This window comes from Bordetella genomosp. 5 (genome assembly GCF_002261315.1).
GTDB lineage: Bacteria > Pseudomonadota > Gammaproteobacteria > Burkholderiales > Burkholderiaceae_B > Bordetella.
Genome location: NZ_NEVP01000009.1, coordinates 83092 through 109295, shown reverse-complemented (window position 1 = coordinate 109295; position 26204 = coordinate 83092). Strand labels below are relative to the sequence as shown.

20 protein-coding genes are annotated in these 26204 nt (G+C 68.1%); 11 read left to right on the top strand and 9 right to left on the bottom strand.

The annotated features are described in order from the left end of the window. Positions 1-485 precede the first annotated feature (485 nt). Positions 486-905, top strand: a complete 420-nt coding sequence (locus CAL25_RS14980) for a hypothetical protein (RefSeq protein WP_094801407.1) — start codon at positions 486-488, stop codon at positions 903-905. After that, the gene (locus tag CAL25_RS14975) at positions 902-1255 is read left to right on the top strand and encodes a hypothetical protein (RefSeq protein WP_249279100.1); all 354 of its coding nucleotides are present in this window, start codon (positions 902-904) and stop codon (positions 1253-1255) included. Before CAL25_RS14980 ends, CAL25_RS14975 begins: the two co-directional genes overlap by 4 nt. Positions 1256-1345: 90 nt before the next feature. Here CAL25_RS14975 and CAL25_RS14970 read toward each other — a convergent pair whose 3' ends face one another. Next, positions 1346-1939 carry an SUKH-4 family immunity protein gene (locus CAL25_RS14970; protein WP_094801405.1) on the bottom strand — a complete coding sequence of 198 codons (594 nt, stop codon included), beginning with the start codon at positions 1937-1939 and terminating at the stop codon, positions 1346-1348. A gap of 317 nt (positions 1940-2256) precedes the next feature. On the opposite strand from CAL25_RS14970, the gene CAL25_RS14965 reads away from it, so the two are divergent. Then, entirely contained in the window at positions 2257-4647 is a 2391-nt protein-coding gene (locus CAL25_RS14965; RefSeq protein ID WP_249279099.1) for a mechanosensitive ion channel domain-containing protein, read from the top strand. Positions 4648-4746: 99 nt separating this feature from the next. Here CAL25_RS14965 and CAL25_RS14960 read toward each other — a convergent pair whose 3' ends face one another. Further along, entirely contained in the window at positions 4747-5790 is a 1044-nt protein-coding gene (locus CAL25_RS14960) for a hypothetical protein (protein WP_094801401.1), read from the bottom strand. Positions 5791-5911: 121 nt separating this feature from the next. After that, a complete protein-coding gene (locus CAL25_RS14955) occupies positions 5912-6820 on the bottom strand; it encodes a LysR family transcriptional regulator (RefSeq protein ID WP_094801598.1) in 909 nt (302 codons plus the stop codon). Positions 6821-6943: 123 nt separating this feature from the next. Here CAL25_RS14955 and CAL25_RS14950 point away from each other — a divergent pair, with 123 nt between their 5' ends. The 3 genes from CAL25_RS14950 to CAL25_RS14940 are packed head-to-tail and all read left to right on the top strand — an operon-like array spanning position 6944 to position 9340. Continuing rightward, positions 6944-7537 (top strand): amino acid synthesis family protein, encoded by a 594-nt coding sequence (locus CAL25_RS14950; protein WP_094801399.1) that lies wholly within the window; start codon positions 6944-6946, stop codon positions 7535-7537. Continuing rightward, positions 7534-8322: an alpha/beta fold hydrolase gene (locus CAL25_RS14945; RefSeq protein ID WP_094801398.1), complete on the top strand. Its 789-nt coding sequence runs from the start codon at positions 7534-7536 to the stop codon at positions 8320-8322. Before CAL25_RS14950 ends, CAL25_RS14945 begins: the two co-directional genes overlap by 4 nt. A 46-nt stretch (positions 8323-8368) precedes the next feature. Continuing rightward, on the top strand, positions 8369-9340 hold the full coding sequence (locus tag CAL25_RS14940) for a Bug family tripartite tricarboxylate transporter substrate binding protein (protein ID WP_094801396.1): 972 nt from the start codon (positions 8369-8371) through the stop codon (positions 9338-9340). Positions 9341-9354: 14 nt separating this feature from the next. On the opposite strand, the gene CAL25_RS14935 is transcribed toward CAL25_RS14940, so the two are convergent. Further along, positions 9355-10548 carry an MFS transporter gene (locus CAL25_RS14935; RefSeq protein WP_094801394.1) on the bottom strand — a complete coding sequence of 398 codons (1194 nt, stop codon included), beginning with the start codon at positions 10546-10548 and terminating at the stop codon, positions 9355-9357. 86 nt (positions 10549-10634) lie between these two features. On the opposite strand from CAL25_RS14935, the gene CAL25_RS14930 reads away from it, so the two are divergent. Continuing rightward, positions 10635-11429, top strand: coding sequence for an AraC family transcriptional regulator (locus CAL25_RS14930; protein WP_094801392.1), 795 nt, complete (start codon positions 10635-10637; stop codon positions 11427-11429). 104 nt (positions 11430-11533) lie between these two features. Here CAL25_RS14930 and CAL25_RS14925 read toward each other — a convergent pair whose 3' ends face one another. Further along, positions 11534-12274, bottom strand: a complete 741-nt coding sequence (locus tag CAL25_RS14925) for an SDR family NAD(P)-dependent oxidoreductase (RefSeq protein ID WP_094801390.1) — start codon at positions 12272-12274, stop codon at positions 11534-11536. Between the two features lie 239 nt (positions 12275-12513). Here CAL25_RS14925 and CAL25_RS14920 point away from each other — a divergent pair, with 239 nt between their 5' ends. Next, positions 12514-13170 carry a TetR/AcrR family transcriptional regulator gene (locus CAL25_RS14920; RefSeq protein WP_094801388.1) on the top strand — a complete coding sequence of 219 codons (657 nt, stop codon included), beginning with the start codon at positions 12514-12516 and terminating at the stop codon, positions 13168-13170. Positions 13171-13221: 51 nt separating this feature from the next. Here the strand turns inward: CAL25_RS14920 and CAL25_RS14915 are convergent, their stop codons facing one another. Together CAL25_RS14915 and CAL25_RS14910 are read right to left on the bottom strand one after the other, a co-directional pair. Next, positions 13222-15390, bottom strand: coding sequence for an ATP-binding protein (locus CAL25_RS14915; RefSeq protein ID WP_094801386.1), 2169 nt, complete (start codon positions 15388-15390; stop codon positions 13222-13224). A 220-nt stretch (positions 15391-15610) separates the two neighbouring features. Further along, positions 15611-21274, bottom strand: a complete 5664-nt coding sequence (locus CAL25_RS14910) for an autotransporter domain-containing protein (protein ID WP_141217937.1) — start codon at positions 21272-21274, stop codon at positions 15611-15613. Between the two features lie 177 nt (positions 21275-21451). On the opposite strand from CAL25_RS14910, the gene CAL25_RS14905 reads away from it, so the two are divergent. Next, entirely contained in the window at positions 21452-23647 is a 2196-nt protein-coding gene (locus CAL25_RS14905; protein ID WP_170948505.1) for a TonB-dependent receptor, read from the top strand. 64 nt (positions 23648-23711) lie between these two features. Here CAL25_RS14905 and CAL25_RS14900 read toward each other — a convergent pair whose 3' ends face one another. Beyond that, entirely contained in the window at positions 23712-24449 is a 738-nt protein-coding gene (locus tag CAL25_RS14900) for a DUF1294 domain-containing protein (protein WP_094801380.1), read from the bottom strand. Positions 24450-24686: 237 nt separating this feature from the next. Here CAL25_RS14900 and CAL25_RS14895 point away from each other — a divergent pair, with 237 nt between their 5' ends. Further along, entirely contained in the window at positions 24687-25358 is a 672-nt protein-coding gene (locus CAL25_RS14895) for a lysozyme inhibitor LprI family protein (protein ID WP_094801378.1), read from the top strand. 165 nt (positions 25359-25523) lie between these two features. Beyond that, complete coding sequence (locus tag CAL25_RS14890; protein WP_094801376.1) at positions 25524-25919, top strand: VOC family protein; 396 nt, start codon at positions 25524-25526, stop codon at positions 25917-25919. A gap of 63 nt (positions 25920-25982) precedes the next feature. On the opposite strand, the gene CAL25_RS14885 is transcribed toward CAL25_RS14890, so the two are convergent. Further along, positions 25983-26201, bottom strand: a complete 219-nt coding sequence (locus CAL25_RS14885; protein ID WP_094801374.1) for a hypothetical protein — start codon at positions 26199-26201, stop codon at positions 25983-25985. Positions 26202-26204: the final 3 nt, after the last annotated feature.

Below are 26204 nucleotides of genomic sequence, written 5' to 3'. Positions count from 1 at the left end.
ACTCCGATCGTGTTCATGAAGGCCGCCCCAGGTCTTTGCTTGCGGGACGAAAGCATGCGAATTCGACCACAAAACCCGCGCGCTGAGCGGCTTCGGCGGCGGCCGATTCGGCGCGCGGCGCCGGATGCGTATCAAAGCCCGGGCGGCGCATCATCGCCGAACGCGGCCGTGCCGCGCGCGCCAAAGTGCCTAGCGCAAGCGCGCCCTTGCGCACCCATCGCCGCGAAACGCAGCAATGAAGCGGCTCGACGGCCCGGCATCGGTGCCAGCGCTTGCGCCCGCAACGATCGCCCGCGAGCCCGACGCGCCGGCGAATGCGCAGGCCAAGAAAGTAACAAGCGCAACCGCAGCGCAACATTCGCTAACTCAAGCCTGGGGTGCCGGAACGCATATACGCCTGCTGTGCCCCGCCACGCCCCGCTATCATGGAACAACGCCCGGCCTCCGGGCTTCCAACAACAATCCAAACCGCGAGGCACGCAGCCATGGAACATATCGAAACGCCGCTCGGCACGCTGGCCGTCAGCACCGACGAGGAAGGCCAACTCTACGCCCAGGCCACCTGGCAGCAGGGAGAGCGCGAGGTGTTCTACACCATCATGCTCGACGCGCAGCACCAGCTCACCGCCGAACCCACGTTCGTTCTCGAACGCCTGGCCCGGCTCGATGAATTCACGCAGGCGGCCACCCGCCACCTGCAGGAAGCCCTGGGCACACCGGAAGAGGTCGGCCACAACGGCCTGCTGTTGTGGGGCGAAGAGCTGACCTTCTGGGGCGGCACGAGCTGGTCGATTCTGTTCGCCGAGGGCGCCTTCCCGATCTGCCAGCCCTACGGCGTGCTGGCCAATTTCGAAGGCGACCAGCTGGTCAACTTCGATGACCTGTCCGACGCCGAAGAGGCATGAGCGGCGAGCGGCCGGCAGAGCGCGGCGGCGCCGCGGCATCGGAAGCGGCGGCCCCCGAGGCCGCCGTTGCCGCCCGGGCGCGGCAGCCCGGCATCAAGGCGCCGGCGCGACGCCAGCCCGCCTGGACCTTCGCCAGCGTCGTGACCCTGCTGTGCGGCCTGGCGAACGCCTACCTGCACTGGTATCTGGTCATGAACGAAGCGATGTGGCCCTACATCGTCTTCGAATTGATCCCGGGCGTGCTCGGACTGGTTTGCGGTGTGTACGCCATCTACCGCTATGACAGCAAAGTGGCCTGGGTCGGCCTGCTGCTGGCGCTATCTCCCCTCATCACCTGGCTGAGCGTGTGAGGGGCGGCTGAGCGTGCGAGGGGCGGCTGCCGAACGGCGCCTGCGCTAAGTGCCCCTAGCCCGGCTGGAGGCACCCTAGCCGGGCACTCCCTACAACAACCCGTCGCGCAGTTGCTCGCGAATGCGGTGCCACCACGCCCCGCGCTCGAGCGCGGCGGCGTCGCGTTTGCGCCATGTCCGCTCCAGCTCGCCCAGCGCCGCGGCACGATCGAAGCCGGCCTCGGCCTGCGGCTCGGCGCCGACCTCGCCGCGCCGGAAGGCTTCGAGCCGCGCCTGCATATCGGCCTGGCTATAGACCTTCGCGCCCGCGTCGGCCACGCTCGCCATCGCCTGAAAGCGTTGGTAGGCCACCAGAAAATGCAGGAAATTCTCGAGGCGCGCGTTGACATACAGGTGCGCTTCGCCTGGCCCGGCCGTCATGACGTGCCCGTCGGGCAACACCACCAGCCACAGCGCTTCGCCCCAGGGCTCGCGCGCGATCACCATGCCGGCGCCATCGCCGAACGACCGCATGGCGGGCGGCACGAACTCGATCAACGAAATCGGCGGCACGGGCTGCACCGGCACGCCGGGTTCGCAGAGCCAGGCACAGGCCTGATCATCCAGGCCGGCGTCGGCGAGTGTGCGCGCATCCAGCCGGGCGGCACCTCCGGCATACAAGCTGCTGAGATCGTCGTGGGTCATGATGGTTACGCTTTCGCGCCCTCGTTCGATGATCCAGTATGGCACCGCGACTCGCGCGCGGGAAGCACCCCGGCAAAGGGCCTCGGGCCACCCCGCGGCGGCGGGGCTTTATCATCTAGGCAGCAGCGCCTGCCGCGGCCCGGTCACGCGCACCCGTTTTTCGCCTTGCTCCCACAGGAGATTTATTAGTGGTTCGATCCGCAACGACAACATCCCCTTCCGTCCTGACCCGCCATCACGCCACCAGGCTCTGGTGGCGCGGACGGGAGAGGCCCTGGCTGGCAAGCCTGATGCTGATGGTGATGTTGTGTTGCGCGATGCTCTCCTGGCCGGCGCACGCCGTGCTTCCAGGCGCGCAACCGGCGCAGGCCGCGTCGCAGGACCCGGCCACGGCCCCCGCGCTGAGCCCGGCCGCGCTGGCGGACCTGCTCGATAACCCCGAGGTACGCAAGACCCTGACAGACCAGTTGCGTGCGCAGGCATCGGGCAAAAAGCCGCCCGCTCCCGCCGCCGTGCCCGCCGAACCCGCCGAGCCCGGCCTGCAGGAACGCATGGCCGATGGCGTTCAGCGCTTTCTGACCGGCGTGGCCGCCGATATGGGCCAGGGCGTGGACGACATGCGGACCCTGGCCTCCGGAGGCAGCCTGCGGATGGACAGCGGCACCGCGGGCAACGCCCTGCTGCCGCTCGGGCTGGCCGCCGTCGCCACGATTCTCGCGTTCATCCTGCTGCGCATGATCGCCATGCGCATCTACGCCCGCATCGATCACTGGGTGGCCGAGCAGACCTGCGTCACCGAACCGACGCCGCAGCGCGGCGCGCCCTTGTCGATGCGTGTGCTGTGGCGCCGCGCGGGCGCCATCGTGGGCGCGCTGGCGATCGACGTCGGCGTCGTGCTGCTCGCCGCCATGGCGGGCGGCACCGCCGCGCTCTGGAGCACGCCGGGACGCGGCACGCTGGACGCGCTGGCGGCCATCTTCATTCAGGCCTTCGTCGCGGTGGAGATCGTCAAGGTGCTGATCCGTACGGTGTTCGCCGTCCGTCATCCGCATCTGCGCCTCTTGCCGATGTCCGACGAACTGGCGAAATACTGGAACGCCTGGCTGGTGCGCATCGTGACGGCGGCCGGCTACGGCACGCTGCTCATCGATCCCGTCATGTCGGCCGCGCTCTCGCCCGCGTTGGGGCGCCTGACCAGCATGATCATCATGCTCGCGGTCTACGTGTATGCCGTCCGCGTGATCTGGCAAAACCGCCGCACCGTGCGCGAGCGGCTGGATCGCAGCGCCGCCGGCGCCGCCACCTTCATGGGCTCGCGGCTGCGCTTCCTGTCGCGCGTCTGGCACATCCTCGGCATTCTGTACTTCACCATTCTGCTGGTGGTGAGTCAGATCGACCCCGACAACGCCCTGCCCTTCATGGCCCGCGCCACGGCGCAGACCCTGCTGGTCATCGGCGTGGGCAGCCTGCTGATTCTGCTGTTGAACACGATATTGGCCAAGCCGATCCAGCTCTCGGCTGAGATGCGCCGCCGCCTGCCGCTGCTCGAGGCGCGCGTGAACGCCTATGTGCCGGCCACGCTCAAAATGGTGGGCTGGATCATCCGAATCGTGATGGTGCTGCTCATCCTCGATGCCTGGCAGGCCTTCGACCTGTCGCGCTGGCTGGCCTCGGATGCAGGCGCGGCGGCCATCAAGATGGTGGTGAACATTGCCATCGTGCTGTTGATCGCGGCGCTGGCCTGGACCGTCATCGCCAGCATCATCGAGCACCGCCTGAGCCAGAGCGAGGGGCGCGGCATGCCCACCGCGCGCGAGCGCACGCTGCTGGCGCTGTTCCGCAACGCCGCCCTGATCGTCATCGTCACGATGACGCTGATGGTGCTGCTCTCGCAGATCGGCATCGACGTGGGCCCGCTCATCGCCGGCGCCGGCGTGGTCGGCCTGGCCATCGGTTTCGGCGCGCAGAAGCTGGTGCAGGACATCATCACCGGCGTCTTCATCCAGCTCGAAAACGGCATGAACGAGAACGACGTGGTCCAAGTGGCGGGCGTGTTCGGCACGGTCGAGAAGATGACGATACGGTCGGTGGGAATCCGCACGCTCGATGGCGGCTATCACCTGGTGCCGTTCTCGTCGGTCGACGTCGTGGCCAACCACATGCGCGACTTCTCCTACCATCTGGGCGAATACACCATCGCGCATCGCGAGAGCGTGGACGACGCCATCGATCATCTGCGCGCCGCGTTCGCGGAGCTCATGACCGATTCGGTGTTGGGCCCCGAGATTCTCGAAGACATGACGGTGGCTGGCGTCACGGCGGTCAACGACAAGGGCGTGACCATCCGGATCCTCATTAAGACGACCCCCGGCATGCAGTGGGCGGTGCAGCGCGGCTACAACCGCCTGCTCAAGAAGCACTTCGACGCCGCCGGCATCGAGCTGCCCTACCCGCACACCGTCGTTTACTTCGGGCAGGACAAGCGGGGTTACGCGCCGCCGGCCAACGTGGCCGTGCAGCAGGAACGCGCAGACGAGGGCGAGAATGCCCGCGCCGCGGGCCACACGCGGCGCCCGCTGCAACGCGCCGAACCCGCGCCGGACTCGGCCGAGGTGCTCGGCAACGAGCTCGAGGCACGGGAAGAAGGCGAGGCCCGGGACGCGCAGGAAGCGCGCGACCCGGACGTCCTGGACAAGCCGCGCGCCTGACGGGCCGACGGCCGCGCTGCCGCAGACATCCCTGCGTCAGCGCGGCCTCGCACGACGCGGGGCGCGCGCTTAAAACCGCCAGGCCCGGTCACGCAGGGGCTATCGGCCCTTGCGCAGCGAGAGCGGCACGCCCCAGACGGGGTCTTCCGTGCCCACGCTGCCCAGCGGCGTCATCTTCATCGGCTCGATGCGCGACAGCAACGCGCGGTGCGCGTCGCTCAGCGTGCGCTGCGCCAGATAGCGCTGCGTGAAGTCCATCGGCGCCGGCCCGGTGTAGACCGTGAAGTCTTCGAGCGGGCATTCGATCTTGACGCTGTCCGTGGCGCGGCAGCCCGCCTGCCGGAACTTGTAGCTCGGCGTGCGCAGATGCATGCGCTGCGCCAGCACCAGTTGGCCGCCCTTGAGCGAGAAGCTCGCCAGGGCGTGCTGCGGCGGCACGCGCGTCTGCACCTTGATGACGGGCACGTCACGCGACGCCGTTTCTTCGTAGTAGCCCGCGCCCATCCCTTGCGTGGTCTCGCTGTACTGCTCCTCGCCCCACGCCACGCAGTTGCCCGACGCGCGATGCACGGCCGTGCAGACCTGCCGCGACTTGATCTGCGTGTGCTGGGTCGCGTCTTTCCAGTTGGATTCTTTGTAGTATTCGCGGTAGAGCTCGGCCGACAGGAACGCCGTGCCATAGGCGCCGCGCCCCGAGCCGGCCGCGCCCTTGGCAGCCTTGATCTTGTCCAGCGAGGCGTCGAGCTTATAGTCGTCGCCGCCGGTCAGCAGATACTTGCCGGGCGGCAGAATGTGGACCTCGAAGGCCTTGAACAGGTACGTCGTGTTCGGATCGCGTTGCAGATAATTGTTCTGGAACTTGCGGCCGAAGGTGATCTCCGGCTTGTCGGCATGCGTCCAGATCACGTTGGGCGTCCACTCGGCAAACGACTCCGCATACTTCAGGGACTTGTGCGGGTTCAGGTCGGCGACCAGCACCACCGACATATTCGCCTTGAGCGCCTCACCGATGAGGTCCACCAGCTTCGCATAGCGCGGATCGTCCGGCGTGCCCTTGCCGGAAGGCTCAGGCACGGCGCAGCCCGACAGCCCGAGCGCAAGCGTGAGGAGTGACAGGGCAACGCGCATTGTCGACGACTTCATGAGGGGTCCTTGGAGGGCGGAGTCGGAAGTGGCGTGAATCTTAATCCCTGCGCAGCAAACCTGCTCGCCGCCGGCGCAACCGATTGTCGCGTCCGCAACCATTCCTGTCTGGCGGCCGAGGCTACACCCGCACGGCCCCCTTGCGCCTGGTGAACTGCGACAGCGACTGCAGGGCCAGCGCATGCATCGCCGCCACCGACGGCAGCAGCGTTTCTTCTTTGCGCGTGAGCACGCCGACGATGCGCTCCACCGTCGGCTCGGCCAGCGGCACGAACACAAGCCCGCTGTCGGCGGCGGGCCGCGCGAGTACCGGCAGGATGGTCACGCCGAGCCCGGCCACCACGCTCGCCAGCAGCGAGGCGCGGTTCGATATCACCATGGCCGGGTCATCGATGGCGCTGCCCAGCTGCCGGTTCTTCAGGGTTTCGAAGGTGGCGTTGCCAATGAGGCGTTCGCCGGCAAGCGCGGCCCAGGTCACGGGCCCGCGACGGCGTGCCAGCGCATGCCCTTTGCGGCACACGAGTCCGTAGGCGTCGCGCGCGACCGGCGTGAAGGCCACTTCCGCCGTGCGCGGCACCTGACCCGCCACGCCCACCTGCACTTCGCCCGACAACACCAGCCGGTGCACGTCGGGCGACGGCTCGTCGACGGCGCGGATGCGCACGTCCGGATGCCCGCGTGCATAACGCTCCAGCAGACGCGGCAGCCACTCGTCGGCCAGCGAGGGCATGACCGCCAACGCGACCGCCCCCTGATGCCCCGTGCCGAGACGCCGCGCCGCGTCGAGCACGCGATCGTGCGTGAGCAGCAGCTCGCGCAACAGCGGCGCCACCGCAATGCCCAGGGGCGTGAGCTGCGCGCGTTTGCCCGGCTCGAACAGCGGCGCGCCGATCCTGGCTTCGAGATCCTGCATGGCCGCCGACACGGCCGCCTGCGACCGGAACGTGCCCTCGGCGGCCAGCCGGAAGCTGCCGTGATCCGCGGCCATCAGGAACTGCCGCAGGTGCTGGATCTTCAGAGGAACGGACATGGCGGCGGTCGGCATCGAGTTCAGGTTTTCCGAAGTTAACTTGCGTTAATTTGGATTGTCAAAATTCGTCCCCGCACCCAACAATGAGCCATCGTTTTTCCACATTGGATCGGGAGCAGCGCGATGTCTCTGCAAGTGCGCAAGGTAGTGAGTTATGTCGAAAAGACCCTCATCGAGGGTGGCCGTGAGGCGCCGCAGCCGCTGGTGATGATCGTGGCGGCCGCCGTGATCAAGAATCCGTGGGCGGGCCTGCCGTTCCAGGAAGACCTGCGCCCCGGCATCCTGGAGGCCGCCCCACCGCTGGGAGAGCTGCTGGTCGCGGAAATCCTGCGCCAGGCCGGCTCCGCCGACAAGGTCGAGGCCTACGGCAAGGCCGCCGTCGTGGGCACGTCCGGTGAGGTCGAGCACGCCTCGGCCCTGATCCACACGCTGCGCTTTGGCAACGCCTATCGCAACGCCGTGGGCGGCACCAGCTACCTGAGCTTCACCAACATGCGTGGCGGGCCGGGCTGCGTGATCTCGATTCCGCTCATGCACAAGCTCGATGAAGGCCTGCGCTCGCATTACCTCACCGTCCAGACCACCATCAACGATGCGCCCGCGCCCGACGAGATCGTGATCGCCCTGGGCGCCGCCACCTCCGGCCGGCCCCACCATCGGATCGGCAATCGCTACTCCGACCTCCAGGAACTGGCGCAGGAGGCGCAAGCCAAATGAACGCGCAATCGCGGCGTTCCGGCCAGGGCGAGCCGCTGGTCCTGCTGCATGGCGTCGGTCTCGACCACACCCTGTGGGACGACCTGGCACCGCAGCTGAAACCCGACTTCGACGTGCTGCGCTACGACCTGCTCGGACACGGTAAGGCGCCCGCCCTGCGCGGCACCGCCGATATCCACGACTTCATCGCGCAGCTCGACGGCGAGCTCGACCGCGCCGGCTGGGCCGACGCGCATGTGCTGGGCTATTCGATGGGCGGCCTGATCGCCGGCGCCTATGCGGCGGCCCGGCCGGCGCGGGTCCGGCGGCTCACCCTGCTGAGCACCGTGTTCCGGCGTACCGCCGAGGAGTCCGCCGCGGTCCAGGGCAGGTTGGCGGCGGCGGCCACGCAGGATCCCCACGCCGCCGCGCAGGTCTCGCTGGCACGCTGGTTCACCCCCGACTTCCAGGTGACGCGGCCGGAGCGCGTGGACCGCGTGGGACGGCGCCTGCTCGAGAACGACCGCGCGAGCTTCCTGTCCGCGTATGCGTTGTTCGCGGGCGGCGACCGCATTCTGGCCGAGGCCGCCCCGCGGATCACCTGCCCCGTGCTGGTGATGACGGGCGCGGACGACGTCGGATCGAATCCTCGCATGACGCGGGAGCTGGCCCAGGCCTTGCCCGATGGCCGCGCCCACATCGTGCCCGGCCAACGGCATATGCTGCCGGTAGAGCAGCCCGCTCTCGTGGCCACCGCATTGCGCAGCTTCTTTCTGGCGCGCACGCCCGAATCGTCCGCCGCATAGAGACGATCGGCGCAAGATCCACCCAGGTGGAAACGGAGACAACAACATGAACCGCAGAACCTTGATCAAGACCCTGGCCGCGTTGCCGATCGCATCGCTGGCCGCCACCGCCAGCCGCTATGCCGTGGCGCGCGAGACACCGTTGCGCGTGATCGTGCCCTTCCCGCCGGGCGGCGGCACCGATGTGCTCGGCCGCGTCATCGCCGCCTCGCTGGGCGACACGATGGCGCGCCCGGTCGTCGTCGAGAACAAGCCGGGCGCGAGCGGCATGCTGGGCGCCGACTTCACGGCGAACGGCGCCAAGGATGGCAGCATCCTGTTGTTTGCCGGCCTCGTTCCTTCGGTCCGTTACTACGCGCAGCCCGCCGAAGAAATGCTCAAGCAGCTGGCGCCCGTCTGCCCGATCGCACGCTCGCCCTACATGGTGGCCGTCAATGGCGACGTGCCGGCCCGCACGCTGGCCGACCTGCTGGCGCTGTCCAAGCGCAGTCCGAAGGGGCTGACCTTCGGCACGCCGGGCAACGCCACGCCGCAGCACCTGGCCACCGAGCTGTTGCAGGCCGCGTGCGGCATCGAGATGCTGCACGTGCCCTATCGCGGCACCGGCCCGATGATGACGGACCTGCTCGGCGGCCAGATCCAGGTCGTGGTGGCCACCGTCGCTGCCGTCGAGCCGTATCTCAAGAGCGACCGCCTGCGCGTGCTGGCCGTGACCAGCGCCACCCGGCTGCCGAAGTACCCGGACATTCCCACCGTGGCGGAAAGCGGCTTCCCGGACTTCTCTGCGCAGATTCAGTTCGGCACCTACTGCGCGGCCGGCACACCCGAAGCCACGATCGCCACGCTCAACCGCGGCGTGAACGAAGCGCTGAAAACCGATGCGATCCGCGGCAAGCTGGCCGAACAGGGATTCCAGCCCACGGGCGGCACGCCGGCGCAGCTGCAGGAGGCTTTGCTGGCCGAAATCCGCGCCGTCGCAGGGCTGGTGCAGGCGGGCAAGGTGAAGGTGGATCTGTAACCGATGAACGGCGGTTAGGCGGGCTTCCTGGCCCGCAACACCGCCGGAATCCCGCAAGCCGCCAGCACGACCAGCAGCGCCATTCCCTGGAAGGCCGCGACCAGTCCGGCCGCATGCGCCGCATAGCCCAGCAGCGCGGGGCCGAGCAACACGCCCAGGTAGCCGAGCATGCTGGCCGCCGCAATGGCATGGGACGGCCGCATGATGGTCTGGCGGCCGGCCAAGGAAAACAGGATGGGCACCACATTGCCGGCGGCGGCGCCCGCCAAGGCGATGCTGGTGAACACCACGACCAGATGGCCGCTCGACGCCGCCAGCGCGAGGCCCCCCGCGGTCAGCACGAAGCCCGCCATCAACACGCCGCGCTCGCCGACGCGTGAGACGATGCGGTCGCCCACGACCCGGATCAAGGTCATCGTGCTCGCAAACACGACAAACCCCGCCCCGGCGTAGTCGACATCGATCCCCTTCTCCTGCGACAGCAGGAGCGCGCTCCAATCCAGCATCGCGCCCTCGGCGAGAAAAATCACCATGGCCAGCACGCCGATCGCGAGCACGCGTCCACGCGGCATGACCAGCAGAGGAACCTTCTCCGGGGATGCAGTCGCAAGAAAGCCCGGCGCGGCGACCCACACGCCCCCGGCGATCACGATGCCCGCGGCCAGCGCGGCGAGCGCAGCACTCAGACCCGCCGCGAGGACACCCGTCATCGCGGCAGCCCCGACGAGCCCGCCGACACTGTACAGCCCGTGAAATCCCGACATGAGCGGCCGCCCGGCGCGCTGCTGCACCTCCGTGCCGTGCACGTTGGCCGCCACATCGATCGCACCGATGACCGCCCCGAACAGCATCAGGCATAGGCCCAACAGCAAGGGCGAGGGCGCCAACGCGAGCAATGGCAGCGCAATCGCCAACCCGGCACCCGCGCCGACGATCAAGGCCTTGCAGCCTACGCGGCCCGCCAACGCACCCGCTCCCGGCATGCCGATCACGGCGCCCAGGCCCAGACACAAGAGCACGGTGCCCAGCGTTGCCGAATCGGCACCCAGCCGCTGCTGCGCATAGGGCACCAGCGGGGCCCACGAAGAGAGGCCGAAGCCCGCAATGAAGAACGACAGCTGCGTCGCGCGTCGGGGCGCACGCAGCGTGGAAAGCGGGACGGGAGCGACGTGGGAATCCCTGCGCGTGAACACATCGACCTGCGACACAACAAACTCCTGAGAACAAGGCCTAGCCGAGAGGCCTAGACCATATCAAGAGCACGCAGCACATTCTGTCTATACTTGGCCGGATTATGTCGAAAACCCGCCAACACGCGACCCGACACCGCGAGCCCCGCGACCCCGACCGCGCCACGGCGGCTGTCGTCGGTCTCATCGAACCCTGGGTGCCCGGCCACCAGGCGCCTCACAGCCACCGCCGGCATCAGCTCCTGTGCACGGCAAGCGGCGTGATCCACGTTACGACCTCGCTCGGCGAGTGGGTGCTGCCCTCCACACGCGCCCTTTGGATCGGCAGTGGCACGCTGCACGCCACCCGTGTCAGACGGCCCGCCGACACCCGCGTGCTCTACATCGATCCCCAGGCGCATCCGGCGCCGCCGGGACCAGACTGCTACGTCGTCGCGATCAACCCGCTGTTGCGCGAATTGATCGCGACCTGCGCCGCTGCCCCCTGGGATTATGCGATCGACTCGCCCGAGGCGCGCCTGGCCACCGTGCTGATCGACCAGGTGCGCGCCGTCGAGCATGCCTCCGTCGACCTGCCGTTTCCCGCCGACTCGCGCGCGGTCCATCTGGCCAACATCCTGCGCGAGGATCCGGCCAACCGCGAGCCGCTCGACGTCCTGGCGCATCGCGTGGGATCGAGTTCCCGCACGATCGAGCGCCTTTTCCGAAAAGAGGCCGGTCTGTCGTTCGGCAGTTGGCGCCAGCGCCAACGTCTTCTGACGGCGATGGAACACCTCGCCTACGGCGAGAGTGTGACGAACGTCGCGCTCGATGTCGGCTACGAATCCGCGTCGAGCTTTGTCGCCGCCTTCAGAACGATGTTCGGCAACACGCCAGCGCGTTACTTCAAAGCGCGCTGAAACGCCCCGCGCAAAGTCGTGCGACGGCCCACGCGCTTTGCCGACGGTTGCGCACGCAACGAACGAGGCGGCGCCGGTCAGGGCGCACCGCCTCGCCCACGTCGTCAGGCGTTCAGACCGCCATCCACCGTGATCGCCGTGCCGGTGATCTGGCGCGCGGCGGGGCTGGCCAGGAAGCTCACCGCGGCGGCAACATCTTCGGGCTCGTTGTAGCGGCCCAGCGCGGTCAGCGCGCGCAGCGCATCGGCGTGCTCACCCACCGCGGGATTCATGTCGGTGTCGGTCCCGCCGGGCTGCACCAGGTTCACGGTGATGTCGCGCGGGCCCAGTTCCCGGGCCAGACCGCGTGTGAGGGCGACCTGCGCCGACTTGGTGACCGAGTACACGGTGACCTCGGTGGACACGATGCGGTCCGCCAGCGACGAGCCGATGAAGATGATGCGGCCGCCCGCGTTCAGATGCGGAATGGCGGCCTGGGCCACCAGGATCGCGCCGCGCACGTTCACATCGAGCTGCGCGTCGATGTCGGCCAGGCTCATCTGCTCCAGCGAGCCCTGACGCGCGATGCCGGCGTTATTGACCAGGATGTCCAGACCGCCGAGCGCGCGCACGGTTTCATCGACCGCTTGCCGCATGGCGGTGGGCTCGCCGCTGTTGGCCTGGATGGCCACGGCGCGGCCGCCCGCCTTCTCGATCGTCTGCACGACCTCGGCGGCGCGCTGGGCGGAGTGTTCGTAGGTGATGGCGACGGCCGCGCCACGGCGGGCCAGGTCACGGGCGATGGCGGCGCCGATGCCGCGCGAGGCGCCGGTGACGAGGGCGCGCTTTCCGATGAGGTCGTTCATGGTTGTTCCTTGCTTGCGTCTGCACGACGCGTTGACGGTAGGGCGGGCCGCGCCGGAGGCGCCGAACCCGGAGACCCGCCATCAGCAAGGGGCGCTGGCTGGCGAGCGGGACTATTTATGTATCGATCGATACACAAATCTTAGAGGGAAAGTCCCGCCGCGTCAAAATAATATAGTGATCGATATATATTTGTCGATAGCACTTGCCAAGCCGGTTGCGAGGGTTTATATAACGATCAATGCAGAATTCATCCGCCCCTGTCCCCGATTCGTCCGCCAAGCCTGCCCGCGGCCGCGGCCGTCCACGCGCCTTCGATCGCGAGGCCGCGCTCGAGCAGGCCATGCGCCTGTTCTGGGTGAAGGGCTACGAGGCCACGTCGATCGCCGACCTGACGCAGACGATGGGGATCGGCACGCCCAGCCTGTACGCGGCGTTCGGCTCCAAAGAAGCGCTCTACGCCGAGGCGCTGCAGCACTACGCGCAGAAGTATTCGTGCCTGGTGTGGGGTAATTTCGCGAACGCGGCGACGGCCCGCGAGGCGACCGCGGCATTCCTGATGGATTCGGCCGCGGCCCTGACGGGCTGCAGCGCCGACATCCCGCGTGGCTGCATGGTGACCCTGTCGGCGGTCGGCGATGAAGGCCATGCCGGGCTGGGAGCGCAGGTGCGCGCGGCGCGCAACGAAGGCTTCGAACTCCTGAAGGCGCGCTTCGAGCGCGGCGTGGCCGATGGCGAGATTCCGCCATCGACCGACATCGCCGCGCTGGCGCGCTATGTGCAGACGGTGCAGTACGGCATGTCGATCCAGGCGCGCGACGGCGTCAGCCGGGACGAGCTGGCGCGCACCGCGATGTTCGCGATGCGCGGCTGGGATGCGCTGGTGCAAGCGGTCTGACACGCGTGGCCGTCGTGCGAGGGCCGTTTCGCGCCGGGCGTTCGCGGTCTGCTATGTCGAGCCGGGCGACACGTCCGCCAGCAGTGTGATGAGCGCGTCGAGGTCCACGGGCTTGACCAGATGCGCATCGAAACCGGCTTCGTGCGAGGAGCGACGGTCCTCTTCCTGTCCCCAGCCGCTGAAAGCCACGATCGTGACGTCCTTGCCCCAATCGAGCTGGCGGATGCGACGGCAGGCTTCGTGACCACTCATGCCCGGCATGCCGATGTCCATCAGAATCACCTGCGGCCGCATCACTGCGCCGATCTCGATGGCCTCGGCGCCGCTGTAGGCCAGTCGGGCCTCGTGCCCCTCGAGTTCGAGCAGCGCGATCAGCGACTCGACCGCATCACGGTTGTCATCGACCACCAGCACGCGGCGCGCTTCGCTCGCGCGCGCGTGGGGCCCGGCGAGCGGCTCGACATCCGGCACCTCGGTCACCGGCAACCAGACAATGAAGTCGCTGCCCTGCCCCAGGCCGGCACTCTCGGCGCGCACCGTGCCGCCATGCATTTCGACCAGGCGCTTGACCAGCATCAGCCCGATGCCCAGGCCTCCCTGGGCCCGTTCTTCGGTGCGGTTGACTTGCGTAAACATCTCGAAGATTCGATCCAGCTGATCGGGCGGAATGCCTGAGCCGTTGTCTTGAATATGCACCTCGACGTGACCATCGGGCCGGATCACCCGCAGCTCGATGTCCCCACCGGGCGGTGTGTACTTCGCCGCATTCGACAGCAGGTTGCCGAACACCTGAGTCAGGCGGGCCGGATCGCCTCGCAACGTGATGTCGGTCTCAGGCTGCACGACTTTCAGGCGGTGCCCCTGTTGATCCAGCAGCGGCCTGCACGCCTCGACGGCATGGCGCAGCACGACGTCGAGCGAGAGAGACTCGAGCCGCAACTCGAGCTTGCCGCGATTGATGCGGTTCACATCCAGAAGGTCATCGACGAGGCGCACCAGCTGCCGCACCTGACGATCCATCACGTCCTGCGCGCGCCGTGTCATGGCGGGGTCCTGAGCTGCGCGCCTCTGCACCTCGAGCATATTGCGCAACGCCGCCAGCGGGTTGCGCAGCTCGTGGGCCAGCACGGCGAGGAATTCGTCCTTGCGCAGACGCTCCTGCGCCAATTCGGCGTCGACCTGATGCCGCTCGATCAACTCGGCCGCCTGTCGCGCCAGCAAATCAATGTAGCGCAAGGCCTGTGGGCTGGGCCCGCCCGCCCACCGGTAATGATTGTTGAGCATGCCCAACAGCCGACCGTCGCGGCTCATGAGCGGCGTGCACTGAATCGAACGAATGCCGTCTTCGAGCACGATCTCGAGCCCGAGGGTGCCCTGCAGGCCATCGAGCTTCTCGACGTCGTGCACCACGAGCCGCTGTATCTGTCGCGCTGCCTCGCCGCAGCTCGCGTCCCAGCCGTCGTCCGCGAAATGCTCGACCAGCCGTTGACTCAGGCCCTGATGCACGACGATGCGCAGGGTCTGCGTGGCAGGATTGAAGATCTGAATGTTGCCCTTGTCGGTGCCCGAGATATCCGCCGCCGCCGCCAGGATTTTCTTGAGCATGGGCTCGAACGCGCCAGGTCCGACAACCTCTGCGCTCAGTGCCTGCAGCCGAATGAGCGACTGCAACTCGGTGTTCATGTACGCGGTCGACCGGTCGCGCTCCACCACGATGCTGGCGGTCAGTGCACCGAACTCGGCCACGCGCTTCTCCCAGTCATTGGGTTCGCGCGCTTCCGACAGACACAGGAAAAACGAGCCGACGGCCAGCCCGTTCGGCCCGATCGCCGGGTGTGAGTAACACGCACGGATATCGTTGGCGAGACACAGGGAGCGCCAGGGCGCGGCCCATTGCGTGGAGTGCTCGACGTCGGCACACACCACCGGCTTGCCCGCGTAAATCGCCGCGCCGCAGGTGCCGATCAGCGCCTCGCCGATGGGCAAGCCCCTGACCGCCTCGGCAAAAGACGGGGCGAAGTGCGCGGAATAACCATTCCCGATAGCCGAGCGATCGGGATTCGCAAGCAGCACGCAGGCGCGCGTGCCGGGCACGAGACGAGCCACCGCGTCCGTGAGCGCATCCAGGCACGTCTCCATCGCCGCGCCCGATGCGACCAGCAGCAGTGCCTGCCGCTGCTCTGCATCCAGGTGGGCAGCGCGCTCGAAGTCGGATGGCATGGGACCCACGGCTCGCTCCTGATGGTGAAAGCATCCGTGGGGCGGCGGGCGCACGCGACCGGAAGCTGATCAGGGCCGCCTCGAACAACGACATGTTTCGCGACGGTCACGAAGTCATCGTGCCATGAAACTGTTCGTAGATATGTTGCCAATTGTCCCGCCGCGGGGATCACGGCAGCCGGACAGCTCCCGGTCCGCCGGCCCGCGGATCGCCGGCCGCTCAATATCTCCAGCGGAGGTTGAGGGAGCCGGCGTGTTCGCGGCTGCCGTTGCCGTATTGGCCCGAGTACGACACGCCTATGGTGGCGGCGCGCGATACGGCGACGTCCGCGCCGAACTCGACGATGGCCGCGTCGCGTGCGATCGGCGCGCCTGCCACCGTAAAGGCCTGGCTGCCATCGAAGGCCATCGTGGTCTGCGGCGTGACATCGCCGAAGGCGTGGCGCCAGCCCAGCGATCCGCGCAGCGTGCCTTCGGTGCTCCCCAGCTTGAATGTCGTGCGGCCACGCAGACCGACGGTGCTCGCCACCTGATCCTGGCTCTCGCCGCGGCCGCTCAGCGCGGCGAGGCCGCCGGATTCGTTGAAGCCGCGCGTGCGCAGATCGCTGTACGACACGCCGACGAACGGCTCGACGCTGGCACGGTCGGACACGGCGATCTCGTAGCCCAGTTCGGTGAACACCTGCGCCGTGCTCGCGCCGTAATCCGCGCTCAGCTTTTCGGTGGCGCCGGCCACGCTCGTCGTGCGTTCGGTGCTGATGTCGTGCCAGGTGTAGGCCGCGCCGGCCATCACGTTCAGGCGGCCCCGGCCTGCCTCGAACGACTTGCCGCCGTAGAGCGCGGCACTGTAGCTCGACACATCGGCCTGCGAAGCCCGGCCGTCCACCCGCGATTTGCCATCGGTGTAGCCCAGCGCGCCGCCCACGCGCCAGCCGTTGCCCACCGGCTGGTCCGTGCCGATGAACACGCCCGTGGTGCGCTGACGCACTTCGGCGTTGTTGTCGTTGCCCGAGATCGTTTGCCAATTGCCGACGAGCTCCGCCCAGGCCGGCAGCGCGTTGGACGCCGGAAGCCCGGACGCCGGCATGGCGGCCGAGCCTGCCTGCGCCATCGGCGCGCCCGCCCGCATGCCGGCATTCAGATTGGCGCGCAGCCGATTGAGCGGCACGCTGCGCACCGTCGAACCCAGACCCATCAACGTGCCGGCGATCCCGGCATGCGCCTCGCCCGACAGGCTGTCGAACACCGCGGGCGGCGCACCGTTGGGCAGGGTCAGGATGTACTCGTGCAGCGCGCTGCCCGTGGGCAGCGTGTCCAACGCGCGGGCCGTGGCGCGCTGATTGCCGCTGATCGCCGCATCGGCGAATGCGATGGGACGCGTCGGCGGCCGGGGCGTGCCCGGCTCGGTGGGGTTGCCCGGGTTGGTGGGCACACCGGGCTCGGTCGGCGTCGGCGGCGCGCCCGGCTCGGTGGGGTTCGGGGGATTGGGTGAGCCGCCATCGACCTGCTTGCGCGCGAGCTCCAGCGTCACCTGCTGAGCGTCATAGGCCAGCGCCGGCGTCAGGAACGCGTAGTCCGACGCCACCGTCGAGAACGTGCCCTGGATCTGGTTGGCTGTGAGAATGGTATAGCGCTGCGTCGACGAGAACCCGCCCGCCGTGCCCACATGCACGACAGAACCGGCAAGCCGCGCCGTGCCGCTCACATCGATACGATCGCTGAGGCTCGATGCGGGATCCGCTTCGACGCGATAGGTCGATCCCGGCGCGAACGTCAGGTCTCCCGCCACGGTCAGGGTGCCGATCGAGTTGCCCGGTGCGATGGTGGCGCCGCTCATCAGCGTGGTGGACCCGACCTGGCCCGTGCCTTGCAACGTCGCGCCGTCGCCGATGGCGAGCGTGCCGCCCAGCTTGCCGGCGCCCGCAATGCCCACGCTCAGGGTGCCCGCCTGCACGTCGGTGTGGCCGGCGAAGCTGCTGCTGTCGCCCGTGAGCGCAAGCCCGCCCGCGCCCTGCTTCAGTAGCGTGCCGCTGCCTGTGATGCGGTCGGCGTAGGTGGCATCGATCGCGCCGTCCAGGCGCAGCGTCGCGCCGGCCGAGAGATCGGCGTTGCCCGCGAAGCGGTTGGCAATGACGCCGAGCTCGCCCGCCTCGACGCGCCACGACTGCTGGCGCGCATCGCCCTGCAGCAGCAGCGTGCCCATGCCGCGCTTGCTGAACGTGCCTGCGCCGAGCACGTCGTTCGTGCGTATCGCGTTGCTGCTCTGGTCGAAAATCACAGTGCCGTCGTTGGCCACCGCGCCACTGATGCTGTCGGCGTTGCCCACCAGCGTGCCGGCCTCGATCACCGTGTTGCCGTAGCTGTTCGCGCCAGTCAACATCAGGGTGCCCGCGCCGCGCTTGACGAGGTTGCCTCCGCCGACGAGATCCTGCCCGACCGTGAAGGTGTGCGAGGCATCGTCGACGTCGAATCCGCCGCCCACCGCGCTCCAGTGCATGGCGCGGCCGGTCGAGGCATATTGATTGCCGAGAATGCGCAGCGCGCCCCCCTCGAATCGCAACGCCCCCGCCGTCCCGAGGCTGGCATCGCTCGCCACGGCCAGCGTGCCGCCGGACAGGCGCGTCTCGCCCTGATAGATGTTCGAGCCGGACAGCACCAGCGTGCCGTCTCCGGTCTTGTCGAGGCCACCCGCGCCCCCGATCACCGCGCCGATATCGGCGCTCACGCCCGCCAGCACGGAGACCGCGCCGCCGCTGGCACGCACATCGAGGCCGCCCAGCGTGCCGTTGCCGTGCACGGCGCTCTCGAGCCGATAGCCATCGGCCACGAACTGCAGGCTATCGAAGGCCTGGTTGCCCTCGACCGTGATCGTGCCGCCACCCGCCGCGTTGAACACCGCGGTCTTGGCACCCCAGGGCTGGGCCACATTGCCATTCTCGTTTGTCCATTGCAGCGACGTGTCGCTCCATGTGCCACTGCCGCCCGACCAGGTTTGCAGTTGATCGGAGCCCACGCTGCCCAGGCGCAGGTCGATGAAGCCCGGCAGACTGCTCACCACGCTCAGCGGTTGTCCCGCGAAGGTGCCCGGAACGGTCAGGTTGTCGGCCAGCAGGCTGCCGCCGTAGCTGATGAGCCGGTAGTAGCCCGGCCCTGCCAAAGCCGCCGGATCCCGCAACGCGAGGGTGCCGTTGAGCGATACGTTGCCGGCCACCGCCAGATGCGAGCTTGCGCCCAGCGAGGGCGTGGTGCCTGCCGCGCCCAGGGTGTGCACCAGCGTGCTGCCGGGCAGCAGACTCAGCGAGCCGTCGACGCGCAGGTTGGCGTTTGCCGCCCCGGGATCGAGCGTGCCACCCAATTGCGCCGTGATGCTGCCCACGCGCCCGGTACCCGACAGCGTGGCGCCGTTGCCGATCGTGAAGCTGGATTGTGCCGCCGAGCCACTGACATACAGCGTGCCCGCGTCGACGGCAGTGCTGCCCACATACGCGTTCGTGCCCGACAGCGTGAGCGTGCCCGTGCCCACCTTGCGCAGGCTGGATACGCCGTTGATCTGCCCCGAAAACGTGGAGGAGGTGTTGTCGCTGCCCACCGTGAGCAGGTTGGCCGCCGAACCGAAGATCGCACCCGTCCCGGCCAGCGAGCTCACGTTCTGCGAATCACGCAGGTCCACGATCCCGCTGCCCTGCACCGTCAGGTTGCCCGGACCGAGTAGATTTGCGCCCCAGACGACCAGCGCAGCGTCTTCCACCGACGTGCCGCCGGTGTGCGTGTTGGGCAGGGTCAGGCTGAAAGAGCCGCCGCCGACCAGCGTGAGCCGGCCCGCACCGGCAAGCGGCGTCGCGATATGCACGTCGGTCCGGCCGTTATTGTCGAGGGTCATGCCGCCGGCGCCGATCGTGATGTCTCCGGCGGAGAACCCCGAAAACAGGGGCTGCGCGGACAGCACCCGGAAGATGCCGCCGTCGACGTCGATCGTGGCGGCGCTCGCGCCGCCCTGCCTGATGATCTGAGAGGCCAACACGACCGGCGCGTCGCCGGCGCCGGAACGTGTCAGGGTCAGATGCCCTGCGCCTCCGTTCGCACCCATGCGCAGAACGCTCGTCTGGAGGGTTGCGCCATTGCGCAGGTTCACCGTGCCCACGCTGTTTGGCACGTTTCCGATGACAAACGTGTTGGCCATTTCCAGCGAGGATCCCGATCCTTCGATGGAAACGGTGCCGCGGGCCGTGTCTCCGATGATGGCGTTACCGCCCTGAACGCGACCGCGCGACCGAATGGTCAACTCACCGGCGCTCGCATGGCCCAGCACCAGGCTCTGCGTGTTCCACGTCGTGAGCAGACCCTCCACGGTAATGGCGCTTAGCAACGACGCGCCCGCCTGCCGGCCGATGAACGCGCTGCTCGTCGTGAGAGCGGCGCCGTCCGACAAGGCCAGGTTGGACGACGCCGTGTAGGCCGTGTCGAGCGTGGATATTGCCGAGCCCAGGCGCGCGCCGGTCCCCGCCAGCGCCAGCGTACCGCCATCGATGCGGATGCCTCCGGTCATGGTGTTATCGCCGGTCAGCGTGAGTGTGCCTCCCTGGTCCTTCACGAGCAGGCCGCCGCCACTCATCTGGCCGGCATACGTCACGTTATCGGTGCGACGGAACACCACGCTGCCTTGGTTGACGATGTCACCCGCGACCGAGCCACTCGTGCCGTTACCGATCTGCAGCACGCTGCCAGACCGAACGGTCGTGCCGCCGGTGTGGACGTTGGTACCGGTCAGCCGCGTATAGCCGAATCCATTTACCGTCACCGAGCCGGAGCCCTCGATGGATGGCGAGAATTCGTAGGCCGCGTCCTGCTGATTGAAGTTGATCTGACCGTGATTGGTGATCGCGTTGGACGTGCTGATGCCCCCCGACGTCGCCCCGGCGCGTGTGGCATTGCCGATGTTCAGTACGCCGTTGCTCTGAATCAACAGGCGCTGGTTGGCGCCGGAGATCGCCACCGTGGACTGGCTTACGTTCAGAATGCCCGCGCCGCCGTTGGTGCCTCCGCCCACCACGATCGAGGCCGACGGGTCACTCACGCCGGCCTGCAGCGTCGAACCGGCGGTCAGCGTCACGGTGCCGATGCCGCCACGCCCGCCGGCAAAGCCGCCGCCCCCCGCGCCCCCGATGTAGAGACTCCCGTCGACATACACCCGCGCCTGTTGCAGGCTGAGCTCGCCGGTGCCGCCATCGCCGCCCGCCGTCGCCGGCAGGTTGTACGCGCCGCCCTCACCACCGCCCGCGCCGCCCACGAACATCGAACGACTGACGCTCAGGGTACCGACGTCGACAAGGAAAGTGCCCGATGTCCCGGCGCTGCCTGCGGAGATGCCGCCGCCACCGCCACCGCCGCCTATCCCCACGTAGTCGAACTGCCCCACCGGGTTGGAAATGACGCCGCCATGCAATGAATAGGTGGACCAATCACCGCCGCCTGCGCCCGCGTGGGTATCGGGCGGCATTCCCGAGAGGTTCAGCAATGGCGCGCCGTCGCCGCCGGCCAGGGTGCCAGCGCCCCCCCGGCCGCCGATGGCGCCGCTGCCGCCTGTGGCCGCCACGCCGATGACCGCCGCGCCGCCGGCCCCGCCCACGAGGCTGTCGCCACCTCGGCCACCCGCTTTCAGATAGCCGCCCCCGCCGCCCCCGCCGCCAATGCCGCCGCCGCCACCGCCCCCGACATACAAGGACGACAGGTCGGCGGCGCCGCCGTCGCCGCCCTCGCCGATCAGCAGATTGCCCGCCTTGGCCGGGGTGGCAGCCGCGCCCAGGCTGAGCGCGGCGGCGAGCGCCAACGTCAGCGGCCGCGGCGTGAAGCGGGGGGCGGAGAACTTCGATCGACGATGAGACATGGTGACGGGACCTGGCGTGGCGGAATACAGGTGAGTAACGACATGGGCCCGCGGGTTCCGTCCGACGCCATCCGCCAGATACATATTGTTTCATCGATGAGAATGAGAATCCTGATCCCTTTTTCGATCTCGCGGGTCATGGCTAGTGAACACATCACTCACCCAGGATTCTTGACCATGCACGTTGCCGCGGCGTCCGCACGCACCAGCCCCTTCACTCACCGACGAACCGCCCTGGCCACGGCACTGAGCGCTGCCTTCTGGGGCCTCGTCGCGAGCAGCGCCGCGCAGGCGCAGACCCCGACCGCGAATGTGTCGACCCTGCCGTCGGTCACCGTGTCCGCGCCGCTGCTCAACGAACTGCCCGAGTCGTACGCCGGCGGCCAGGTCGCACGCGGTGGCAACCTCGGCATTCTCGGCACGGGCGATGTGATGGACATCCCCGTCAGCACGACCAACTACACCTCGCAGATGCTGCAGGACCAGCAGGCCCGCACCTTGGCCGACGTGGTCGTGAACGAGGCGTCGGTGCGCGTCATGACGTCCACGGGCAGCTTCAGCGAAGACTTCCAGATCCGCGGCTTCAACGTGCCCAGTGGCGATATCGGCCTGAACGGTCTGTATGGCCTGACGTCCAGCAACCGCATGCCCGCCGCGCTGATGGAACGCGTGGAAGTGCTCAAGGGCCCGGGCACGCTGATGTACGGCATCAGCCCGACCGGCAGCATCGGCGGCAACATCAACATCGTGACCAAGCGCGCGGGCGACACGCCGCTCACGCGCCTCACCACCACCTACGAAAGCAAGTCCGTGCTCGGCACGCAGCTCGACGTGGGCCGCCGCTTCGGCGACGACAATCAATGGGGCATCCGCGTCAACGGCCAGTACCGCAACGGCCAGACCAGCCTCGACGGCGGCCGCCAGGCCATGGGCATGGGCGCGGTCGCGCTCGACTACCGCTCGCCCAAGCTGCGCTGGTCGCTCGATGCCTACTCGCAACGCGAGAACCTCGACAACTTCCGTGCGCAAACGGGCTTTGCCCCCGGCATTTCGTACCTGCCGTCGGCCCCGTCCGGCCATCGCGCCATCTATGACGGCGCCGATCTGCTGAGCTACGACTCCGTGGTGGCCTCGCGTATCGAGTACGACATCGCCGACAACCTCATGGTCTACGGCGCCGCGGGCTATCGCTACGGCGGCACCGAGCAGGACTTCCCCTCCGCGCGCACGATCAACGGCCTGGACGAGCACGGCAACTTCCGCGTGACCAACGCCTGGTACGACGCCTATGCCCGCAACAAGACCGCCGAGATCGGCGCACGCGCGCGCTTCGACACCTTCGGCGTGAAACACACGCTCAGCGTCTCGGGCTCGATCCTGGCCATGGAAGCGGGCAGCTTCTTCCTGTCGGCACCGGCCAGCTCCGCGCAGAACTCCAACATCTACGATCCGGTCAAGCTCACGCCCATGACCGGCCATCGCGGTGCGCGCACGAAGAACTCCGAGACCGATCTGGCCAGCCTCGCGATCACCGACACGCTGTCGTTCGCGAATGACCGCATCCTGCTGACCGGCGGCCTGCGCCACCAGAACGTCAAGCTGGACAACTTCAATGCCGCCGGCAGCGTGACGTCGTCGTACGACGAAAGCGCCGTCTCGCCGATCGCCGGCATCGTGCTCAAGCCCTGGGAAAACGTCGCGCTGTACGGCAACTTCACCTCGGGCCTGACCCGCGGCGGCACCGCACCGGCGACCGCGGCCAACGCCGGCGAAGTGTTCGCACCGTACAAGTCCAAGCAGTACGAAGCCGGTGTGAAGGTCGATTGGGGCAAGGTCATGACCACCGTCTCGGTGTTCCAGATCGACCGCCCCAACTCGCTGACCGATCCGATCACCAACGTCTACAGCTTCGACGGCGAACAACGCAACCGCGGCCTGGAGCTCGCCGCCGTCGGCGAGATCACCAAGGGCCTGCGCGTGATGGCCAGCGCCACGTTCTACGACGCCAAGCTGACCGAAACCGCCGGCGGCCTGAACCAGGGCAACCGCGCGCCGGGCGTACCCAAGCGCACCTACAACCTCGGCGTCGACTGGGACATCCCCGGCGTGCAAGGCCTGAGCGTCAACGCGCGCGCCATCCACACCGCCTCGTCGCCGTACGATGCCGAGAACTCGCTCACGCTGCCCTCGTGGACGCGCTACGACCTCGGCGCACGCTACCGCACCGAAGTGATGGGCAAGCCCGTCACCTTCCGCGCCAACGTCGAAAACCTGTTCAACAAGAACTACTGGCTCTCCAGCAGCACGCTGCTGACCGTCGCCACCGCGGCCGCCCCGCGCACGTTCCTGTTGTCGGCGCAGATCGACTTCTAAAGCACGAGCGGGCCCTGCCCGCGACGACAGAAGCCAACCGGCCGCTGCGCAGCGGCCGGTTTTTTTATGGGCTCGCTCGGTCGAAGCAGATCTTCCATTGCATCCTTATTGACTCGGCTCCGACTCTTTCCGAGACACCTCGCACCGGGCCGGTGATTGCCGTGAAGGCGTCACGGCAGCGCCTGCGCCCACGACCAGAGCCACGCCCTTCCCGCCGGCAGCACCAGCAGCGCACAGCCCGCGCAGTCAGCGCAACGGTGGCCCAATACACCGCCAGGAATGAAGTCTTGGATGACTTGTGGCGCAGCACCTGCTGCGCCACGAGCGCGCCGGGCCAGCCGCCCGCGAGCGCCAGCAGATGCAGCGTGCTCTCTGAAATGCGCCGTGCGCCGGCGCGGGCGGACGACTTATCGGCCGCGTACACCAGAAACGTCAGCCCGCTCAGGCCGCCATACACCAGCGCAATCCACCAGGGCAGACCGCCCAGCCCGATCGCCGCGGCCAGACACGCCACCAAGAGGGCAAGCACGAGCTGGCTGGTGCGATCGAGGCCGGTCGCCGCACGGATGCGCTCGCTCGCCGGAGGCAAGGCCACATCGAGCAACTGCACCTTGCTCGCCCGCAACCGGCCATCGGCACTGGTCTCGGCCACGAAGCGCACGCGCTGCGCCATCCGCGGCCGCCCGGATTCGAAGGCGGAAATATGCGCGAACACGGCCCTGCCGCCCTCGGCCGGCGCGATGAAGCCGAACCCGCGGGCGTCATTCCAGCTTTTGATCGTTCCTTCCTGGCGGCCCTTCATGCCGCGGCATCCGGCGCGACACGTCGTCGCGGGGTGCTGTCATCGTCGGGGAATACTGTCACTGTCGGGCCCTGTCACAACCAGAAAACATGCGCTTACGAATGGCCGCTATTGTATCGGCCGGTACGAGATCGCCCCGCCATAACCACGGCGACGTCGGCGCGCACGCAGCGCTGCACGACGCGCCGGCCGGTGCCCGCCTGACCGGCTTCACATTCTTTCCGGAGAGCTTCACCCATGATTCGTCATCTGGCCTTAGTTGCATCACTGGCCATGGCAGGCAGTGCCGCGGCGGCCCCCTCGTTCGACTGCGCCAAGGCCGCCACGCCGGTCGAGAAGTCCCTTTGCGGCAATTCGAAGCTGGGCGATCAGGATGCCGCCATCGCGAAGCAATACAAGGCGGTGCGCGAACAGCTCGACCCGGAAGCCGCCAAAGCCCTGACCGCCGATCAAAAGTATTTCCTCGGCGTGCGCGACAACGCCTACGAGGAGCCCTACGTGAACAGCACGCCTTTCGAGGCGATCACGACCCTCATGCGTTCGCGCCTGGCCTTCCTGAAGTCCATCGCCCCCAAGCCGGCCGCCGGCTTCGTCGGCAAATGGCGCAACGTCGAAGGGGAAATCGAGATCACGAAAGGCGCCGACGGACAGTTGCAGGTCGCGGCCAACTCCGCCCGGCCCTACAGCGGCCGCTGGGTCTGCGATCTGAGCGGCAAGGCCGAGGTCTCCGGCGACACGCTGAAGATCACCTATCAGGACGGCAAGCCCTGGACGCTCACGCTCACTCGCCGCGGCGCCGTGATCGTCACGCACGAAACGCCGCCCCCTGGCGTGACACCCGACGGTTTCGGACCGCCTTTCTGCGGCATGAACGGCAGCCTCGAAGGCGCATGGTTCGCGGTGCGCTGACGAAACGAAGTCGTGGTGGTGGCGGGCGCGGCAACCGCGCCCGCCACGGCTTTATGCGTGTATCCCGGAGCCGCGCGCCCGGTTGCAAATCGAAGCCTGGTCGCCCTCCCTATGGGCCTATGCTGACCTGATCGGCCGTGGCGGCCTCCTTATGGAGCAGGCGACATGTTGGACCATCTCGAAATTCACGTGAGCGACTTCGAGCGTAGCCGGGCTTTTTACCTGAGCGCGCTCGCGCCGTTGGGCTACGTCGCGCGCAAAACGCTGCCGACCGGCACCGGCTTCGGCGTTGGCGAGGCCGGCGAGGCCGACGACGCCGGCGACCCGGGCGGCGAATTCTGGATCCATCAAGGCACGCCCAGCACGCCGCGCGTGCACGTGGCGTTTCGCGCGCGCAATCGCGATGAGGTCGACGCTTTCCATCGCGCAGCGCTCGCCGCGGGCGGCCGTGACAATGGCGGCCCCGGCGTACGCCCGAAGTATCACCCCAACTACTACGGCGCCTTCATCCTCGACCCCGACGGCTACAACGTCGAAGCCGTCTACCACGGCGCGGTCTGAACGCGCGTGCGAGCAGGACAGTCGATGCCCTCGTTGGCAGGTGCAGGAGAGCTTACGCACGCCTCAAGCGCGCGGCCCCTCGTCCTCGCGGCGCTCGGCCTCTTCCTGTGCCGCCACGTCTTCGAGCTTGACCTGGCTGGTGCTGCCATGCTGCGAGGCACACTGCCCGGGGCTGCCGCCGCCCTTCACGCATTCGGCGAACGCGAGCGCGGCGTCCACCGTGGCGAAGTGATACGAACGACCATCCGCAAACGCAACCTTGCCTTCGACTGAGCAATCCATGAT

Coding starts and splice junctions, on each gene's coding strand:
- CAL25_RS14980 (WP_094801407.1), top strand. CDS start 486: ATGGAACATATCGAAACGCCGCTCGGCACGCTGGCCGTCAGCACCGAC.
- CAL25_RS14975 (WP_249279100.1), top strand. CDS start 902: ATGAGCGGCGAGCGGCCGGCAGAGCGCGGCGGCGCCGCGGCATCGGAA.
- CAL25_RS14970 (WP_094801405.1), bottom strand. CDS start 1,939: ATGACCCACGACGATCTCAGCAGCTTGTATGCCGGAGGTGCCGCCCGG.
- CAL25_RS14965 (WP_249279099.1), top strand. CDS start 2,257: ATGCTCTCCTGGCCGGCGCACGCCGTGCTTCCAGGCGCGCAACCGGCG.
- CAL25_RS14960 (WP_094801401.1), bottom strand. CDS start 5,790: ATGAAGTCGTCGACAATGCGCGTTGCCCTGTCACTCCTCACGCTTGCG.
- CAL25_RS14955 (WP_094801598.1), bottom strand. CDS start 6,820: ATGTCCGTTCCTCTGAAGATCCAGCACCTGCGGCAGTTCCTGATGGCC.
- CAL25_RS14950 (WP_094801399.1), top strand. CDS start 6,944: ATGTCTCTGCAAGTGCGCAAGGTAGTGAGTTATGTCGAAAAGACCCTC.
- CAL25_RS14945 (WP_094801398.1), top strand. CDS start 7,534: ATGAACGCGCAATCGCGGCGTTCCGGCCAGGGCGAGCCGCTGGTCCTG.
- CAL25_RS14940 (WP_094801396.1), top strand. CDS start 8,369: ATGAACCGCAGAACCTTGATCAAGACCCTGGCCGCGTTGCCGATCGCA.
- CAL25_RS14930 (WP_094801392.1), top strand. CDS start 10,635: ATGTCGAAAACCCGCCAACACGCGACCCGACACCGCGAGCCCCGCGAC.
- CAL25_RS14925 (WP_094801390.1), bottom strand. CDS start 12,274: ATGAACGACCTCATCGGAAAGCGCGCCCTCGTCACCGGCGCCTCGCGC.
- CAL25_RS14920 (WP_094801388.1), top strand. CDS start 12,514: ATGCAGAATTCATCCGCCCCTGTCCCCGATTCGTCCGCCAAGCCTGCC.
- CAL25_RS14915 (WP_094801386.1), bottom strand. CDS start 15,390: ATGCCATCCGACTTCGAGCGCGCTGCCCACCTGGATGCAGAGCAGCGG.
- CAL25_RS14910 (WP_141217937.1), bottom strand. CDS start 21,274: ATGTCTCATCGTCGATCGAAGTTCTCCGCCCCCCGCTTCACGCCGCGG.
- CAL25_RS14905 (WP_170948505.1), top strand. CDS start 21,452: ATGCACGTTGCCGCGGCGTCCGCACGCACCAGCCCCTTCACTCACCGA.
- CAL25_RS14900 (WP_094801380.1), bottom strand. CDS start 24,449: ATGAAGGGCCGCCAGGAAGGAACGATCAAAAGCTGGAATGACGCCCGC.
- CAL25_RS14895 (WP_094801378.1), top strand. CDS start 24,687: ATGATTCGTCATCTGGCCTTAGTTGCATCACTGGCCATGGCAGGCAGT.
- CAL25_RS14890 (WP_094801376.1), top strand. CDS start 25,524: ATGTTGGACCATCTCGAAATTCACGTGAGCGACTTCGAGCGTAGCCGG.
- CAL25_RS14885 (WP_094801374.1), bottom strand. CDS start 26,201: ATGGATTGCTCAGTCGAAGGCAAGGTTGCGTTTGCGGATGGTCGTTCG.